General features: G+C 50.9%; 19 protein-coding genes, 1 tRNA gene and 2 pseudogenes. 7 read left to right on the forward strand and 15 right to left on the reverse strand.

From position 1 onward, the window contains the following. On the reverse strand, positions 1 to 191 hold a 191-nt coding region (locus D7X94_RS19910; protein ID WP_199715129.1), incomplete at its 3' end, for a hypothetical protein. A 398-nt stretch (positions 192 to 589) separates the two neighbouring features. Here D7X94_RS19910 and D7X94_RS14530 point away from each other — a divergent pair. Continuing rightward, positions 590 to 829: a hypothetical protein gene (locus tag D7X94_RS14530; protein WP_120428389.1), complete on the forward strand. Its 240-nt coding sequence runs from the start codon at positions 590 to 592 to the stop codon at positions 827 to 829. Positions 830 to 859: 30 nt separating this feature from the next. On the opposite strand, the gene D7X94_RS19915 is transcribed toward D7X94_RS14530, so the two are convergent. From D7X94_RS19915 to D7X94_RS18560, 3 genes are all read right to left on the reverse strand, one after another. Then, a complete protein-coding gene (locus D7X94_RS19915; protein ID WP_120428390.1) occupies positions 860 to 1,003 on the reverse strand; it encodes an AraC family transcriptional regulator in 144 nt (47 codons plus the stop codon). Continuing rightward, positions 954 to 1,400: a hypothetical protein gene (locus D7X94_RS14540; protein WP_147401746.1), complete on the reverse strand. Its 447-nt coding sequence runs from the start codon at positions 1,398 to 1,400 to the stop codon at positions 954 to 956. The genes D7X94_RS19915 and D7X94_RS14540 overlap by 50 nt, the downstream gene beginning before the upstream one ends. 694 nt (positions 1,401 to 2,094) lie before the next feature. Continuing rightward, positions 2,095 to 2,241 carry a hypothetical protein gene (locus D7X94_RS18560; protein ID WP_158591041.1) on the reverse strand — a complete coding sequence of 49 codons (147 nt, stop codon included), beginning with the start codon at positions 2,239 to 2,241 and terminating at the stop codon, positions 2,095 to 2,097. A gap of 73 nt (positions 2,242 to 2,314) precedes the next feature. Between D7X94_RS18560 and D7X94_RS14555 the strand changes: the two genes are divergently transcribed. Continuing rightward, positions 2,315 to 2,578 (forward strand): hypothetical protein, encoded by a 264-nt coding sequence (locus D7X94_RS14555; protein WP_147401747.1) that lies wholly within the window; start codon positions 2,315 to 2,317, stop codon positions 2,576 to 2,578. On the opposite strand, the gene D7X94_RS19565 is transcribed toward D7X94_RS14555, so the two are convergent. Next, complete coding sequence (locus tag D7X94_RS19565) at positions 2,572 to 2,703, reverse strand: hypothetical protein (RefSeq protein WP_279221797.1); 132 nt, start codon at positions 2,701 to 2,703, stop codon at positions 2,572 to 2,574. The two genes, D7X94_RS14555 and D7X94_RS19565, sit on opposite strands and share 7 nt — an antisense overlap. A 239-nt stretch (positions 2,704 to 2,942) precedes the next feature. Between D7X94_RS19565 and D7X94_RS18565 the strand changes: the two genes are divergently transcribed. The 3 genes and pseudogenes from D7X94_RS18565 to D7X94_RS19310 all read left to right on the forward strand — a co-directional run bounded on the left by D7X94_RS18565 (position 2,943) and on the right by D7X94_RS19310 (position 4,730). Next, complete coding sequence (locus D7X94_RS18565; protein WP_158591042.1) at positions 2,943 to 3,110, forward strand: hypothetical protein; 168 nt, start codon at positions 2,943 to 2,945, stop codon at positions 3,108 to 3,110. Between the two features lie 191 nt (positions 3,111 to 3,301). Beyond that, a complete protein-coding gene (locus D7X94_RS14565; protein WP_120428396.1) occupies positions 3,302 to 3,601 on the forward strand; it encodes a hypothetical protein in 300 nt (99 codons plus the stop codon). A gap of 145 nt (positions 3,602 to 3,746) precedes the next feature. Beyond that, positions 3,747 to 4,730 (forward strand): annotated as a pseudogene (locus D7X94_RS19310) (tyrosine-type recombinase/integrase). Here the strand turns inward: D7X94_RS19310 and D7X94_RS14580 are convergent. Further along, positions 4,727 to 5,632, reverse strand: a complete 906-nt coding sequence (locus D7X94_RS14580) for an aminoglycoside phosphotransferase family protein (protein WP_158591044.1) — start codon at positions 5,630 to 5,632, stop codon at positions 4,727 to 4,729. The pseudogene D7X94_RS19310 and the gene D7X94_RS14580 overlap by 4 nt on opposite strands. A 4-nt stretch (positions 5,633 to 5,636) precedes the next feature. After that, entirely contained in the window at positions 5,637 to 6,074 is a 438-nt protein-coding gene (locus tag D7X94_RS18570; RefSeq protein ID WP_120428400.1) for a hypothetical protein, read from the reverse strand. A 289-nt stretch (positions 6,075 to 6,363) separates the two neighbouring features. Here D7X94_RS18570 and D7X94_RS14590 point away from each other — a divergent pair, with 289 nt between their 5' ends. Beyond that, positions 6,364 to 7,611, forward strand: a complete 1,248-nt coding sequence (locus tag D7X94_RS14590; protein ID WP_120428401.1) for an IS110 family transposase — start codon at positions 6,364 to 6,366, stop codon at positions 7,609 to 7,611. Between the two features lie 105 nt (positions 7,612 to 7,716). Here the strand turns inward: D7X94_RS14590 and D7X94_RS14595 are convergent, their stop codons facing one another. From D7X94_RS14595 to D7X94_RS14625, 7 genes and pseudogenes are all read right to left on the reverse strand, one after another. Next, positions 7,717 to 8,175 carry an HD domain-containing protein gene (locus D7X94_RS14595; protein WP_243111335.1) on the reverse strand — a complete coding sequence of 153 codons (459 nt, stop codon included), beginning with the start codon at positions 8,173 to 8,175 and terminating at the stop codon, positions 7,717 to 7,719. Continuing rightward, a complete protein-coding gene (locus tag D7X94_RS14600) occupies positions 8,172 to 9,023 on the reverse strand; it encodes an MBL fold metallo-hydrolase (RefSeq protein ID WP_120428402.1) in 852 nt (283 codons plus the stop codon). Before D7X94_RS14600 ends, D7X94_RS14595 begins: the two co-directional genes overlap by 4 nt. Positions 9,024 to 9,035: 12 nt before the next feature. Then, complete coding sequence (locus tag D7X94_RS14605; RefSeq protein ID WP_243111336.1) at positions 9,036 to 9,575, reverse strand: hypothetical protein; 540 nt, start codon at positions 9,573 to 9,575, stop codon at positions 9,036 to 9,038. Positions 9,576 to 9,588: 13 nt separating this feature from the next. Beyond that, positions 9,589 to 9,657, reverse strand: a pseudogene (locus tag D7X94_RS19920) (hypothetical protein); the annotation flags it as partial. An 8-nt stretch (positions 9,658 to 9,665) separates the two neighbouring features. After that, on the reverse strand, positions 9,666 to 9,950 hold the full coding sequence (locus tag D7X94_RS14615; protein ID WP_120428423.1) for a hypothetical protein: 285 nt from the start codon (positions 9,948 to 9,950) through the stop codon (positions 9,666 to 9,668). 73 nt (positions 9,951 to 10,023) lie between these two features. Then, a tRNA-Arg gene (locus D7X94_RS14620) sits at positions 10,024 to 10,100 on the reverse strand. 331 nt (positions 10,101 to 10,431) lie between these two features. Then, a complete protein-coding gene (locus tag D7X94_RS14625; protein WP_147401749.1) occupies positions 10,432 to 10,830 on the reverse strand; it encodes a helix-turn-helix domain-containing protein in 399 nt (132 codons plus the stop codon). 490 nt (positions 10,831 to 11,320) lie between these two features. Between D7X94_RS14625 and yfcE the strand changes: the two genes are divergently transcribed. Next, positions 11,321 to 11,869, forward strand: coding sequence for a phosphodiesterase (yfcE, locus tag D7X94_RS14630; protein ID WP_120428406.1), 549 nt, complete (start codon positions 11,321 to 11,323; stop codon positions 11,867 to 11,869). A gap of 90 nt (positions 11,870 to 11,959) precedes the next feature. On the opposite strand, the gene leuA is transcribed toward yfcE, so the two are convergent. Continuing rightward, entirely contained in the window at positions 11,960 to 13,660 is a 1,701-nt protein-coding gene (leuA, locus tag D7X94_RS14635) for a 2-isopropylmalate synthase (RefSeq protein WP_120428407.1), read from the reverse strand. Between the last annotated feature and the right edge of the window lie 5 nt (positions 13,661 to 13,665).

Raw genomic sequence — 13,665 nt, forward strand, 5'->3', positions numbered from 1 at the left:
ATCGCGTACACCTTAACGCAAGTGGCCTGCGCCTTTCCCAACCCTTGCATGGAGAACAGTAAAGCGCTTATCTCTGCCGGGGTTATCTCCGGCAGTTTCAGCTCCCCCAGCGCCGGGTATATCCAGCGATTGAGCGCCCCCTGGTACGCGCTGCGGGTGTTCTCGCTCATGGTGACGGTCTTTGCGGGCATGAAAACCCCCTCGCCGTACTGTTTTGAGGGTCTTTATCTTCGCCGCCGCTATGGCCCGCTGGCGGTCTATTTTGGCCTGTTCCTCCCGGCTGATTACTTCCCCGGCCTGGGCTCTGCGCTCAAACTCTGCCGCCTGCTTGTGCAGCTCCCGCTCTATAGCTTTGCGGCTCCACCCCTCGGGCGGGTACCAGCGTGTGGAGAGATAGCCCTTTTCCCAGCCCCGGCTAACCCGGATTTTGTAGAACAGTCTGCCGTCTTTTTCCATGTAGGCTTCCTACTTCTGTATGATTTACTTGCTTTTTGTAAAACTTATAATTTTTGTTTGCGTTTATCTTTTGCTTGGGCTATAACAAAAGAGCAAGGCGAGAGGCTTTAGCTTTACAACAAGAATTGTAGCAATGAAATATAGAGTTGTCGAGACAAAGCCAAGCCAGTCCATCTCCAGAAACGTTCCTTTCACTGTGATACTTCCCACCGACGGGCTCAGCCTCTTTAAGCCCGAGGAATTTGAGGCCCGGGAACAGAACCCCATAGGCCGCCCTAAGCTGGGAGATGTGGGAGAAGTACATGAAAGAGGGGCTTTCGGAGCTGTTGCCATTGAAAAGGGAATATATATCCGGAAAAGTGAAACGCAATGAAGAGCGGGAGGCAGAGAGACCTCCCGCTTTTTACTTTCTGGTGGATTTGGGGCTGATGCCGTAAATTGACTTATAGACCTTGCTGAAATACGCGAATGAGTCAAAGCTGCACCCCACAGCGATATCACCGATGGACTTGGAGGTGGCCGGGATAAGCGTGCGGGCATACCGCATCTTCTCCCGGATAATCAGCTCCTTGCATGGAGCATTCGGCAATGGTGCGCACGATATGGGAGATATAGTCCGGGGAGATGTGGATATGCTCTGAGACGGACTGCCGGGTTATCTGCATGGATACGTTGTCCCGGATATATTTCTTTATCTGCTGGTAGTAATCACGATAGTTCTGCGGGGCCGTGTCCAGGTTCCGGTGTTCGGCGCTGGGATAGAGCTTTGGAATGGTGCTGTCCTGATATCCCAGATAATCCATGGCGGTCATATACTGCACTGCGGCCCTCAGCTCCCGAAGGCCCGAAAGGCAGTAAAAGATATCGATAGAGCAGCTAAGGGCCTCCTTTACCCGCCTTTCAAACGCTTCAAAGCAGTCCGCGATACCGCTGTAAGAGGGCATGAACAGCATTGCAAAAAAGCTGGAATCATCCCAGGAATAGGAGGTGCTACCCCTTTTTCCGGGGGAAACACCGACTTCAAAGCCCCCTCATACCGGCTCCTGAAGGACAGCTCGGGCAGCGGTAGGGCGTACCACTCCCGGATAACAGTTAGGAAAAGGGCGCAGCTGTCCTCCTTTCTATCCCGCCGGTACGAGGGCTTTTTGAGGTCTATATGGCTCTGCTGCTCCAAAACCTCCGAGGGGAAGCCGGGAATTGAGGTTCTTCATGCAATTAAAGTAAAAATGCGGGCGTACTTGTAACTGAAAATATTGCAGCTGGGCGTGCACGGCAGCCGTGCGGCTGTCAATTTCCTCCTCCTTAGAGCGCTTTACCGCGTCCAGCATCAGATTGATGCCGTCCGCAAGGGCGCGGATATCGTCTATGGGAATCCACGGCGGGCAGCCTCTACTCAAAGTCCCCGGCGGTGATGGCCTCTACCGATCGGGAGATAAGGTTAAGTGGTCTTGAGACTGAGCGGGTCAAGACCCATAGGGACAGGGATATCAGTAAGAGCAGGAAGACGATGGCCGCAAGGAGAGCTATCTGTATTCCGGATATGGGGTAGCTGCTGGAATCAGAGTAGAGAAGGTTTAGCCCCACAGATGTCAGCTCCCTGAAAAAACCTCGCGCCCCTCCGGTGTGCTCACAGAGAAATCAAAGGCGGCGCTGCCCTTTATAGATAGAGCAGTAATTGGCATAGACCGAGTTCTTCCGGGGACCCACTACGGCGGTAATAAAGCCGTACCTTTCCGCTATTGAGCAAAAGATATAGGGTAGGCCGTTTACCTCTTGCACCGTCATGACTGCCCCCCTCTGGGGAGAGGGCGGAGACGGTATTCTCCATCTCCTGCTTGAGAAAAAGGGAGTCGAAGGAGTGGAAAGAGGGGAGGCAATAGCCGCGCTTGGAATTATTCAGAACCAGGCAGACTACCTCGGGATAGGAAAATATCTCGGCTTGGCTTTTTGCCATGGCCGTCCTGCCAAAGCGCTCCACGCTGTCATAGGAGCTGCTGTTGCAAAAATAGAAGAAATCATTGGAATAGTTGGCTCTGCGAGTCTCATTCATATAACGCCTATAAGGGAGGTATCTATGCTCTTTGCGATGCTGTCGGCCGCAGTATGGAGCTTCTCCTACTGATGGACGTTGGTGGTGTGGGCCGTGTAGACAAACAGAAGCACAAGCGTGACAGCGAAGGGGATAAGCAGAAAAGCAGTCACATAGTTAAAGATATCATTCGGCTTGATATGCTTTAGAAATTTCATAGGGACACCCTCGCGTTCGCCGTCTATGCTGCAAATAAATATATCATAAAGCCATAAGTAAATCAATAACGCCCGGTTTTGCGCTGGGCGATTTTTATAATTTTGTACGGCTTTCTCGTGATTTCCACAAAAATTCATCGTTTCTACAATTATTATCAGCTGTGAAACGAGGAGACAGACCATATAAGCACCCGGAACTGGCTGTGCAGGGCTTTCGGGTGGAGGGCGGCATAAGAAATATGCCGCATAACTTTGGCATCGACCTGCGGCGGAACAAGTCCCTCTACGTTCTTCTGATTATTATTCTTGCGTACTTTATTCTTTTCCACTACCTGCCCATGTTTGGCATACTTATCTCCTTTGAGAAGTTCTCCCCGGTAAAGGGAGTTTCGGGAGCAAATGGATAGGTCTGAGGAATTTCGAGGTGTTCTTTTCCGGTCCCTACGTCGGGCATCTTATCAAAAAATACCGCTCTTATCGGCGTGCTTGACCTGCTCATAAACTTCCCGGCGCCTATGATCTTTGCGCTACTGCTCAATAAACGCGGTGCTGAAAAAGCTCTCAGGCACCTCCATGTTCTGAGAAAGGAAGGGATAAAATGAAAATCAAAGAAAAGCCCAGCCGTATCATATTCATTGTCATTGACGTGATAGTCCTGCTGCTGATAACCTACGCCTGCCTTATGCCAATATGGCACATGGTCATGGCCTCAATCAGCAACCCCACCGCCCTGAATACCACTCCGGGGGTAGTGTACCTACCGTTGAAAAATGTAGACATCAACGCCTATAAGATAATCCTTCAGTACAAGAAGCTCTGGTCGGCGTATACCAATACCATCGTCTATATTGTATGTACCTGTGTGCTCACGGGGAGATTGAGAAAGCGGCAGGAATAATAGAGGGGTGTATTATGAAAAATAAGGTAATAGCTGAAAACCTGCCGTCCCAGCCGCGGGAAAGTGGCCTGTTCTGCTGCCGGGGACTCATTGGCCCAGAGGGTGAGGGTAAAAAGGCAAAGATACCCTACGACCCCAAAACAAGCTGAAGAGCCAAGTCAACCTTGCAGATTACACCAAAATGTGGCTTGAAGAAATCGCTCCTGATAAGCTGGCAAAGTCCACTCTTGCTTGGGACAAGCAGGACATCGACCGGTTCATGCCGTGCTTTGGCGGCTATAAACTCACCGACCCAAAACCCGAGCACTTCCGAAATCTCTACGCCGAACTCCGAAAGCAGAAGAACTCCGTGACAGGAAAGCCGCTCTCCGAATGCACCGTTGAGGGTGTCCACGCTTGCTTGTGTGGTATCCTCTCCGATGCGATGGAGGGCGGCTTTTTGTCGCATAATCCTGCCTGGCGCACCTATAAATACTCTGGCAAAAAGAGGAAAAAGCAGAATGTGGCTGACGAGGAAACTACACAGAAACTCATTACCGCGCTGGAGGAAGAAAGCATCAAATATGAAACTTATTTCAAGCTGATTATCGCCACAGGTATGCGCCGGGGTGAGTGCTGCGGGCTGAAATGGTGCGATGTGAATTTCAAGGAAAAGTCCATCCATGTCTGTTGAAATGCGGTGAAGGTTACTGGCGAAGAAATTATCGTGAAAGAGCCAAAAACAGCCTCGGGTGACCGCTATGTCTACTTCTCCGCTGAGATGGCAAGCCTGCTTAAAGAGTACCGCAAATTTTGTCAGCAGGAAACGGAAACATATGACGAACGCGGATTATCTGCCGATGATTACATCTTCCGCAGGCACGGCATGGAACTCCCCATGACGCCCAGTAGCTTTACTTGGCGGTGTAAGCTGATTTTGAAAAAGCATGGTCTGCCGGAGAATTTGAACGTCCACTCACTTCGTCACACGGCGGCATCACTTATGATTGCGGGTGGAGCAGATGTAGCGACCGTGTCAGGACTATTAGGCCACTCACAGGTGTCAACCACACTGGACATCTACAATCACGCCTTTGATGATAAGAAAAAAGCGGCTAGTGCGGTTTTGCAAGAGAGCCTGGACATCTAACCACACACCCGACTCAACAAAAAGTCCCTGAGTTCCGTCAAATGCGAAAAGTATGGGACTTTTTCTCTTTCAGCCAAGTCCCAGAGCATATTTGCACCGAAATCATGGATGCACACAGCATCCATGATTTGTTCTACGAACACCTCTGGATTGGTATCCGCAAACAGGCGTAGCAAATCTCTGCGGCAGTGGAAAAGCTCGAATACCAGCGGGGCCAACTCGTACCACCATGGGGCCATGCATGAATCGGCACAGTCGATTATGATAGGCCGGTTATTCGCTCCAATCAGGATATTTTCGCCGGTCAAATCACCGTGAACCAGCAATGTATCTGTCAAATCCAACCTTGCCGCGCGCTCTGCCATTTCGTCGCGCAGACTGACCGGTAGGCGTTCCAGGCGGGGATTATCCAAGGCCCGGACCAGCAGATCCACCGGCGGTATCAGCCCCTCGGCGGGGCGGTGCAGGGTCTGGAGCAATCCCTTGAGTTGCCGAATAAAGCCCTCCAGTTGGCCGGGGCCAGCGCTTTCCAGCCATGTCCCTGCCTCTTTGCCGGGGCAGTATTCCGTAATGAGATAGTAAAAAAGGTAGGTATCTTGTATCATACCGTGTGCAATCAACCGGGGAGTAGAAATCCCCCAGCGGGTCAACGCACCACAAACAGCGGACTCATTGGAATAGTCCATCTGTGGTTCCATGCCGGACTCGCGGGGAGCAAATATTTTTACCACATAATCTCCCGCGCGAAAGACCGCATTGGTTCCGGGCGTCAGGTTTTCAAGGCCAGGAAGCGCCAACCCCTCACGGTGGAAGATTTCCTTCGCCAGGGGTGTAAATGCTTCTATCGATTGAAATATCGCGCCCCATTCGCTCCAGCTATCTATGGGTTCGTTGAATAGCATTAGCCTACCTCTTATCCGAGTTTGCGTCCAACAGGCGCTGGATACCCTTGTCCGTATACGAAAGCAGTTTGCCATACCGACGGGCAATATCTTCACGGCAATCATCGTAATTACCCGCCGCGATTGCCTTTTCTTTCTCTGCTTTCAAGCCAAGATATTCTTTCAGCACGGCCTCATCCTGATAAAAAATCACGTTGTACTTTCCCTGATTTAGCGACAGGGGAAAGAGGTCGGTAAGGAAAGCATCGTTCTCGATATAGTAAAGAACGCTGTATTTCTTGCACAGCTTATCAAACTCCGGCAGAAAGCTATCCCGCTCCTCCTTGGAATCACAAGGATGGGATAGCGCAATGTGTTTTACTCCAGCGCGAACCATTTCGCAAAAGCAATCAGCCGCGCCCAGGTGATAGGAAAATTTATCCACCTTCATATAAATCACCATGCCGACCGCTTTGCGGTCTGCACAAATAGGAATGAAAGAGTGCAGACAAACGGTCGCCTTTCTTGTAGAATTGAGTTGAGGGGAAGCACACTACAACGCACGGGGAGGTGAGTCGTAGATTACTTCCAGAGTTCAAGCCGGTATATAAATCAGTGTTAGGATCGCCTTTTCAAGCACAAATAAGTGGCGCTTTGAGCCCGGACACTAAGGATTGTATTAACACCTGTTAATTGCTTGGCGGTTCAGTCACTGCTTTCTCCTCACCATTTCGTTATGAGGAGGGTGTAGATTGAAAGTCGTATTTCCAACCTGCTGTGGGGTGGATGTTCACAAGTCCTTCCTGGTGGCGACTATCATCAAGACGCCGAAGGACAGCTTGCAGCCGAGTTATCAGAAGAAACGGTTCTCCACATTTAACGCAGATCTGAACCGTTTTGCCGATTGGCTCCACGAAAACAACTGTCTGGATGTGTGTATGGAATCCACCGGGAAATACTGGGTTCCTGTATTCAACATTCTGGAAAAGCGAGGCGTTCGTGTTATCATTGCCAATCCCAAATGGGTCAAAGCTGTAAAGGGGAATAAGGACGACACCAAGGATTCCAAGTGGATTGGGGATTTGTTCCGCATCGGCTTGGTGAAAAGCAGCTTTACTCCGGCCAAGGATATCCGTATCCTACGGGAATTGACCCGCTACCGCTATAAGCTCACTTCTATGAAGAGCAGCGAGAAGAATCGTTTCCAAAACGCTTTTACCGTCTGCAATGTGGCTCTTGATTCCGTCGTGTCTGATATGTTTGGCAAATCCGCGATTGCAATCACAGACTACCTGACATCCGACGAGAATTTTGATCCACAGCACTGCGTGTCTCTGTTACAGCGTTCCCTCAAGAAAAAGGTGGACGATGTTCTCGCCTCTATTGAGGGTTATGAGATTGCGCCAGAGCAGAAATATCGCATTGGCATTGTCCGCGACCATCTCCACTACATTGAGAAGCTGATTGAGCAGGTGGACATCTGCATCAACGCCATGGTTGAAAAGTACGATAGTGCCCTATCGCTCCTTTGCACCATCCCTGGCATTGACCGCAGCTCCGCAATCACAGTTATCTCTGAAATCGGTGTGGATATGGCTCAGTTCGGTTCCTCCAAGCGTCTTTGCTGCTGGGCCGGTCTCACTCCGGGCAACAATGAATCCGCTGGCAAGAAGAAATCTGTCCGCATTTCACGTGCCGGAGTTTATCTCAAACCTGTGTTGGTGCAAGTCGCCCACGCAGCCGTGAAGGACAAGCTGAATCCTTATTATGCTCTGAAATATGAGCATATTGCCAAGCGCCGGGGCAAGAAACGAGCAATCATCGCCATTGCCAGAATGATTTTGACCGCCATCTATTCCATGCTTTCCACCGGAAAAATCTGGAATCCTGTTGACCTGTTCAAGATTGATATGCCCGAACACCTCAAAGAGCAACAGCTTCAGAATGCTGTGAGACAGGCTGTTCGATTCTTGGAAGCGCAGGGACTTAAAGTTAGTTAGCCATCTCCAACACTCTGCTGTTTGCCCCGAAAATTCACCTGTTCTCGGGGTCGCTTTTTTGCACCATTTTTAGGTGCTCCTCTAATTCGGGATGCTTTCACACTATCACTTCCCAAAAGTTTCCCTGACAGCACAAACCTTATCCGCCACCACCAAAATCCAGCTTTCCTTACATTTCGGCGGCGGGAGCGTCAGCGGAAACATATGCGTTTTTATCATATTGCGTTCTGTCGCAGAGAGGGAGAAATCGCGCTCTGCATTTCTCAGCGCCCGCCAAGGGTGAAAGAACCCGTGCAGGCTGTGCCCATCGTGCTTGGTGTGCCAGTCATAGAGGAAGTAATCATGCAGGAGCGCACCTCGCACCAACGCCCGCTTGTTCAAATGTTTTGATAGAAACTTCGGCAGGAAATAGGCAATTTGGACGCAAATCAAAGCCACCGCAAGCGAGTGCGCGAATACGCTTGTGTCCCCATGCTGCATAAATCCTTTGCTCATTTCCATGCCGGGCGATTCCAGGATATCCTGACCGTAGCGCTGGACGATTATCAGCGGGTCTATTTTCATTGTACGTCCTTTTTCCAGATACGGTCTTTGGCGTAGGCGATATTCGCCACGCCGCCATCCACCCGCTCAAAGCGCTCATTCTTAGCTTTGGCATACCAGCAAGTCTGACCGCCAATACCCACCGCCTCGACCGCATCATCTGTCCCGGCCATGATTTCATCACAGAGCTTGAGCGCATCCTCAATGATAGATTTCTTTTCTGCCTGACCGCCGTGGCCGCCCCAGAGCAGTTCAAACGCATCTTCAAGGCTCTGGAAGTGCAACAGACTCTCCTTGTACTCCTCGATAGAAGTTGAGAACTCTGTGTAAAGCAAGGTGTTCCGATTACAAGCATCGCCAGAGTACACCACGCCCCGCGCACGGTCAAGGAAAACCACGGTTCCTCTGGTGTGACCGGGGACAGAGATTGTTTCCAGCTGAACGCCGCCCAGGTCGAAGATGTCGCCATCCTTCAGCGGCAGGGTCTTGATGGGGCTTGGTACAGTCACATCATCCAGCCGAGGCTCCACTGGCAGCGGAGCAAACATTGCACCGCTCTTGGCAAACCCCAGCCGCATTTCACGGTCAGAGTGCTCGTATAGCAGAGCAATGTCCGCCGGGTCAATGTAGACCTCACCGTACTCGAAATCCGCACCGATATGGTCTACGTGTCCGTGGGTATTCACAAGGGTTACTGGCAAGTCGGTCAACTCCCGCACAAAAGCCTTTAGGCTGCCTACGCCGGCCAGTCCGTCAATGAGCAGGGCCTTTTCACTGCCCTCAATTAAGTAGCTTTGCTCGCCACCCAAGCCGGCAATCAGGGTAGCGTTGTCGTAAATCTTCTTTGCTCTGAAAAATTTGGATTCCATAAATTTCCCTCCTTAACTGTTTGATATGTCTTCGATAATTTTATCAAAAACGGATTCTCTCTCCGCTGATGTATCGTAAATAGTAAAACCATACTTTGTCAAATACTCAGTCATAGAGCGGTTAAACGGAATGGCGTCTTGCGCAACGTATTCGCGCAATTCATCCTCACTAAAATTGTATGTCCAATCATCTTCCGTGTCGTACTTTTTGAAGTCGCGCACATATTCATCAACCGTCTTTTGACCCTGCACCAATCCAATCAAAATGAAGCGGTCTTTCAACTCATTCGCACCATATTCCTGCAAAATGGAGGTGATTTTTTCAAAATCAAAGTACCCGCCTTCCAGTACAAAAGCATTGTTTTTCACATTATGTGCGTGGAGATTTAACTTGCATTTTATTCCGTCGCCAGACGAAAATAAACCCAGGAAGTGGCCGATGAACGGTGCTATATTTTCTGTTGTTTTATCCCCTATTCCAGTTAAGGCGAATGTCCAACTGTGGGTATGCCGCATGAAATGTAGCGACAAGTTTATCCAGGCTGATGACAAAGTAGCCCAACTCTTCGTGGAACCTTTTCGCCAAAGTCGTTTTCCCGGCTCTGGACGGCCCAACAATAATTACATTTTTCATGGAATACCTCACGGGGATAGTTTGAAAAAAGCGGCATGGTCGAAGCCTCCCGCTTGCGAAAACTGCAAAATTAAATGGGCTGTAGAACGTATTACGTCTTGAAACCGTTCTATCTCACTTTCAGAAAAGACTGATATTTCTTCCCATTCATACTCCGGCAGAAAGCAAGTTGCATGAAGAAACCCAATCTTTTCATCCGCCCGCTCCATATAAACCTTCACCCGACTGTCCGGCAGCATCTCCGAGTGGACGATTTCCGTTCCGTCATCTAACGTAAGGAATGGATACATCATTTCAAAAAACTCCCTCTGCCACATGGCTGCTGATACTTCAAAAGCCCCCGGAAAACCGAGGGCTTTTTACTATTGGCGCGCTTGACTGGATTCGAACCAGCGGCCCTCAGAGTCGGAGTCTGATACTCTATCCAACTGAGCTACAAGCGCATATTTATGAGAACCGCAAAACCCGCGGTAGTCAGCTTTGTAAAAATAGTGGTCAAACAGTAGTCAACGGCGAAAATTTTTCTTTCTTAAAACCCCGCCAGCCCTAGAAAACACTGGCTTTTCCGGCCCATCTCAACCGAACCGGCCTGAAACGTCGGAGTCTGATACTCTATCCAACTGAGCTACAAGCGCATATTTATAAGAACCGAATAGATGAATATACAGCTTCTACTCATCTAGAATGCTTTCTTGTTTGTCCTTCCCTACGGAGTGATTATACCATAATCATCGAAAAAGAAAATGTCGAATTTTAGGATATAAAGAAAAATTTTTATAAGGCCCAGCAAAGCCTAAAAAAGCCATTGTGATTGTCCCTGCGGGTAAAATACTGCTTTAATATCTCCAAAGCATCTTCGGTAGGCACATCCTTATCCCGCAAAAAGGCAATTAACGTTTTCTCACTGCCGGTGAGATCTCCAATCCGCTGAGGCGCAACCGCGACTTTTTTTGACGCCCGCTTCCGCCCTGAATCATGAAGGACAACATCCTTTTGGGTCTGGGGGAAAAATTCTGCCACTGAAACTTTAAAAATCTGAGCAATCCGATTCAGGGTCAAAGAGTCAGGATTACTCCGGCCGCTTTCATAGTAGCTGTAGGCCGAGCGGCTGATGTTCAAAGCCGCTGCCACGCTCTCCTGGGTATACCCAATCGCCATGCGCAGCTTTTTCATCTTTGCGCCAAGGACCACCAACTCGTCCTGGGAGACATTCTTCAAACACTTCACCCCCGCGTCTCGCCTATTATACACCCTGTTTGTCGAAAAATCCAGTACTTTGACGAAATTGGTTGGATAAGGTAAGAAAGTTTCACATTTTTCCCTTTGGGCATATTGAAAGGCCTATTTTCGCTTGCTTTTCCCCATCTATATGCTTATAATTGTAGACAATCCGGATAAGAAAGCATTCTTTATTATGGCAAAAGAAAGCGCGTTTATGTCCGTGATTTCAGAAAGGACCGCTCTCTGGCCTGTCCCTTCGAAGGATTTGCCCCTGTCAACGGAATAAGCCGATGAAGTGGCTTTAGGGAGAGGAGGCGCTTTTGCGGATAGCAGGCTATCCATTGGCAGGGAAGGATTATACCCGGCAGATAGAAGCCTGGATCCGAAAACAGCCGGCGCCTTTGAGATAAAACCAAATTTGAAATATTCAGGAGGACTTCTTATGAAATGGCTGATTGCGTCTGATGTCCATGGCTCGGCGGTTTGCTGCCGAGCGCTTCGGGAGGCTCTGGACCGGGAAAACGCCCAGGCCCTCCTTCTTCTGGGCGATCTGCTCTACCATGGCCCCCGGAACAGCCTGCCCGCGGGCTATGATCCTAAGGAAACGGCAGCCTTGCTCAACGCCATCCCTCAGAAGATCTTTTGCCTGCGGGGCAACTGCGAGGCGGAGGTAGACCAGATGCTGCTGGGATTCCCCATCATGGCGGAATACGGCCTGCTGGAGTCGGCGGGGCATATGATCTTTGCCACCCACGGCCACCGGTACAACCTTCAGACCCCGCCCAGCCTATCTCCCGGGGACCTTCTTCTCCACGGACATACCCATGTGCCCGCAAAGATTCAGGCTCCAGATGGCTGGTGGTATCTCAATCCCGGGTCGGTTTCCATCCCGAAAGAGGACAGTCCCCGTAGCTATATGACGCTGGAAAACGGACTGTTCCGCTGGGTATCTTTGGACGGAAAAGAGTACGACCGGATGAGCATAGGGTAATGACAGGGAAACAATCAAAAAGCTGCCAGGCCAAGAATTGACCGAGCAGCTTTTCTGTTTTTTTGCTTAGAGTCTGTTTTAAGACAGACTCTAAGACTCTTCTTCACCGTTTCTCTTGAGATTCCGGTTGATGGCGCAGATGATGCCCTTGATGGACGCCACACTGATATTGCTGTCCACGCCCACACCGAAAAGCGTTTCTCCATCGTGGCGGAGCTGGATATATGACACGGCCTGAGAGTTGGCCCCGGTAGAGATAGCGTGCTCACTGTAGGAGACAAACTGGTAATTGTTCAGGCCAATTTCCCCAATGGCGTTGAAGAAGGCGTCAATGGGACCGTTTCCCTTGCCGGAGATAGCTTTGGTAACATGGTGATGGCGTACGTTACCCTCGAAGTCCACAATAACTTGTCCGCTGCCCCCGTCCTCTTCGAAGATTTTATAGGTCAGCAGGTTATAGGGCTCAGACACATCCAGGTATTCTTCCTGGAAAATCTGGAATACCTCGTCGGGACTGATTTCCCGGCCCCGCTGGTCGCAGGCCTTTTTCACCAGCTTTCCGAATTCCGGATGCATAGCCTTAGGCAGCACGTACCCGAAGCTCTGGTGCATGACGAAGGCGGCGCCGCCTTTGCCGGACTGGCTGTTGATGCGGATGATGGGCTCATACTGCCGGCCCAGGTCCGCTGGGTCGATGGGCAGATAGGGCACCTCCCAGTAGGGGGACTTCTCCTTCTGCATGAAGTTCACGCCCTTGTTGATGGCGTCCTGATGGGAGCCGGAGAAGGCGGTGAACACCAGCTGCCCGGCGTAGGGGTGCCGGGGATGGACCTTCAGCTCTGTGCAGCGCTCGTAGACCTCCCGGATGTGGTTCATGTGGCTGAAGTCCAGCTCCGGATCCACGCCCTGGGAGTAGAGGTTCATGGCCAGGTTCATGATGTCGGAGTTCCCGGTGCGCTCGCCGTTGCCGAAGAGGGTGCCCTCCACCCGGTCCGCCCCGGCCATGACCCCCAGCTCCGTGGCGGCGGTGGCGGTGCCCCGGTCGTTGTGGGGGTGCAGGCTGATGATGGCCGCGTCCCGGTGCTTCATGTTCCGGCAGCAGTACTCGATCTGGTCAGCGTAGGTATTGGGGGTGGACATCTCCACGGTGTTGGGCAGGTTGATAATTACCTTGTTCTCCGGGGTGGCTCCCAGCTCCTCCAGCACCCGGTCGCAGATGAGCACGGCGTTGTCCATCTCCGTGCCGGAGAAGCTTTCGGGAGAGTACTCATAACGGATGTTGATATCATTGTGGGCTGTCATCTCCTCGGTGAGCCGGTGGATGAGCCTGGCCCCTTCCACAGCGATGTCGATGACTCCCTGCATATCTGTATTGAATACCACCTTGCGCTGAAGGGTAGAGGTAGAGTTGTAGAAGTGGACGATCACGTTCTTGGCCCCGTCAATGGCCTCAAAGGTTTTCCGAATCAAGTGTTCCCGGGCCTGGACCAGCACCTGGACGGTCACGTCGCTGGGAATCAGGTCCTGGTCAATAAGGGCCCGGAGAATTTCATATTCCGTTTCAGAGGCGGAAGGGAAGCCTACTTCGATCTCTTTGAAGCCGATTTGGCAGAGCATCTGGAAAAACTCCAGCTTTTGCTCCAGATTCATGGGGTTTACCAGGGCCTGGTTGCCGTCTCGCATATCCACGCTGCACCAGACGGGCGCCTTCGTGATGGTTTTGTCCGGCCAGGTGCGGTCGGGTAAGGCGATGGGCTGAAAAGGCTTATACTTTTTGTAGCCGAGATTCATGGGAA

The organism is Acutalibacter sp. 1XD8-33 (assembly GCF_003612555.1).
Taxonomy (GTDB): Bacteria; Bacillota; Clostridia; order Oscillospirales; family Acutalibacteraceae; genus Acutalibacter.

Excerpts from the sequence above, each read along its gene's own strand:
- leuA (WP_120428407.1), bottom strand. The coding sequence starts at position 13,660 with ATGAATCTCGGCTACAAAAAGTATAAGCCTTTTCAGCCCATCGCCTTA.
- D7X94_RS14600 (WP_120428402.1), bottom strand. The coding sequence starts at position 9,023 with ATGGAATCCAAATTTTTCAGAGCAAAGAAGATTTACGACAACGCTACC.
- D7X94_RS14540 (WP_147401746.1), bottom strand. The coding sequence starts at position 1,400 with ATGCCCTCTTACAGCGGTATCGCGGACTGCTTTGAAGCGTTTGAAAGG.
- D7X94_RS14565 (WP_120428396.1), top strand. The coding sequence starts at position 3,302 with ATGAAAATCAAAGAAAAGCCCAGCCGTATCATATTCATTGTCATTGAC.
- D7X94_RS18565 (WP_158591042.1), top strand. The coding sequence starts at position 2,943 with ATGCCGCATAACTTTGGCATCGACCTGCGGCGGAACAAGTCCCTCTAC.
- D7X94_RS19915 (WP_120428390.1), bottom strand. The coding sequence starts at position 1,003 with ATGCGGTATGCCCGCACGCTTATCCCGGCCACCTCCAAGTCCATCGGT.
- D7X94_RS18560 (WP_158591041.1), bottom strand. The coding sequence starts at position 2,241 with ATGACGGTGCAAGAGGTAAACGGCCTACCCTATATCTTTTGCTCAATA.
- yfcE (WP_120428406.1), top strand. The coding sequence starts at position 11,321 with ATGAAATGGCTGATTGCGTCTGATGTCCATGGCTCGGCGGTTTGCTGC.
- D7X94_RS14595 (WP_243111335.1), bottom strand. The coding sequence starts at position 8,175 with ATGAAAATAGACCCGCTGATAATCGTCCAGCGCTACGGTCAGGATATC.
- D7X94_RS19565 (WP_279221797.1), bottom strand. The coding sequence starts at position 2,703 with ATGAAATTTCTAAAGCATATCAAGCCGAATGATATCTTTAACTATGTG.
- D7X94_RS18570 (WP_120428400.1), bottom strand. The coding sequence starts at position 6,074 with ATGGTGATTTATATGAAGGTGGATAAATTTTCCTATCACCTGGGCGCG.
- D7X94_RS14615 (WP_120428423.1), bottom strand. The coding sequence starts at position 9,950 with ATGATGTATCCATTCCTTACGTTAGATGACGGAACGGAAATCGTCCAC.
- D7X94_RS14530 (WP_120428389.1), top strand. The coding sequence starts at position 590 with ATGAAATATAGAGTTGTCGAGACAAAGCCAAGCCAGTCCATCTCCAGA.
- D7X94_RS14580 (WP_158591044.1), bottom strand. The coding sequence starts at position 5,632 with ATGCTATTCAACGAACCCATAGATAGCTGGAGCGAATGGGGCGCGATA.
- D7X94_RS14625 (WP_147401749.1), bottom strand. The coding sequence starts at position 10,830 with ATGAAAAAGCTGCGCATGGCGATTGGGTATACCCAGGAGAGCGTGGCA.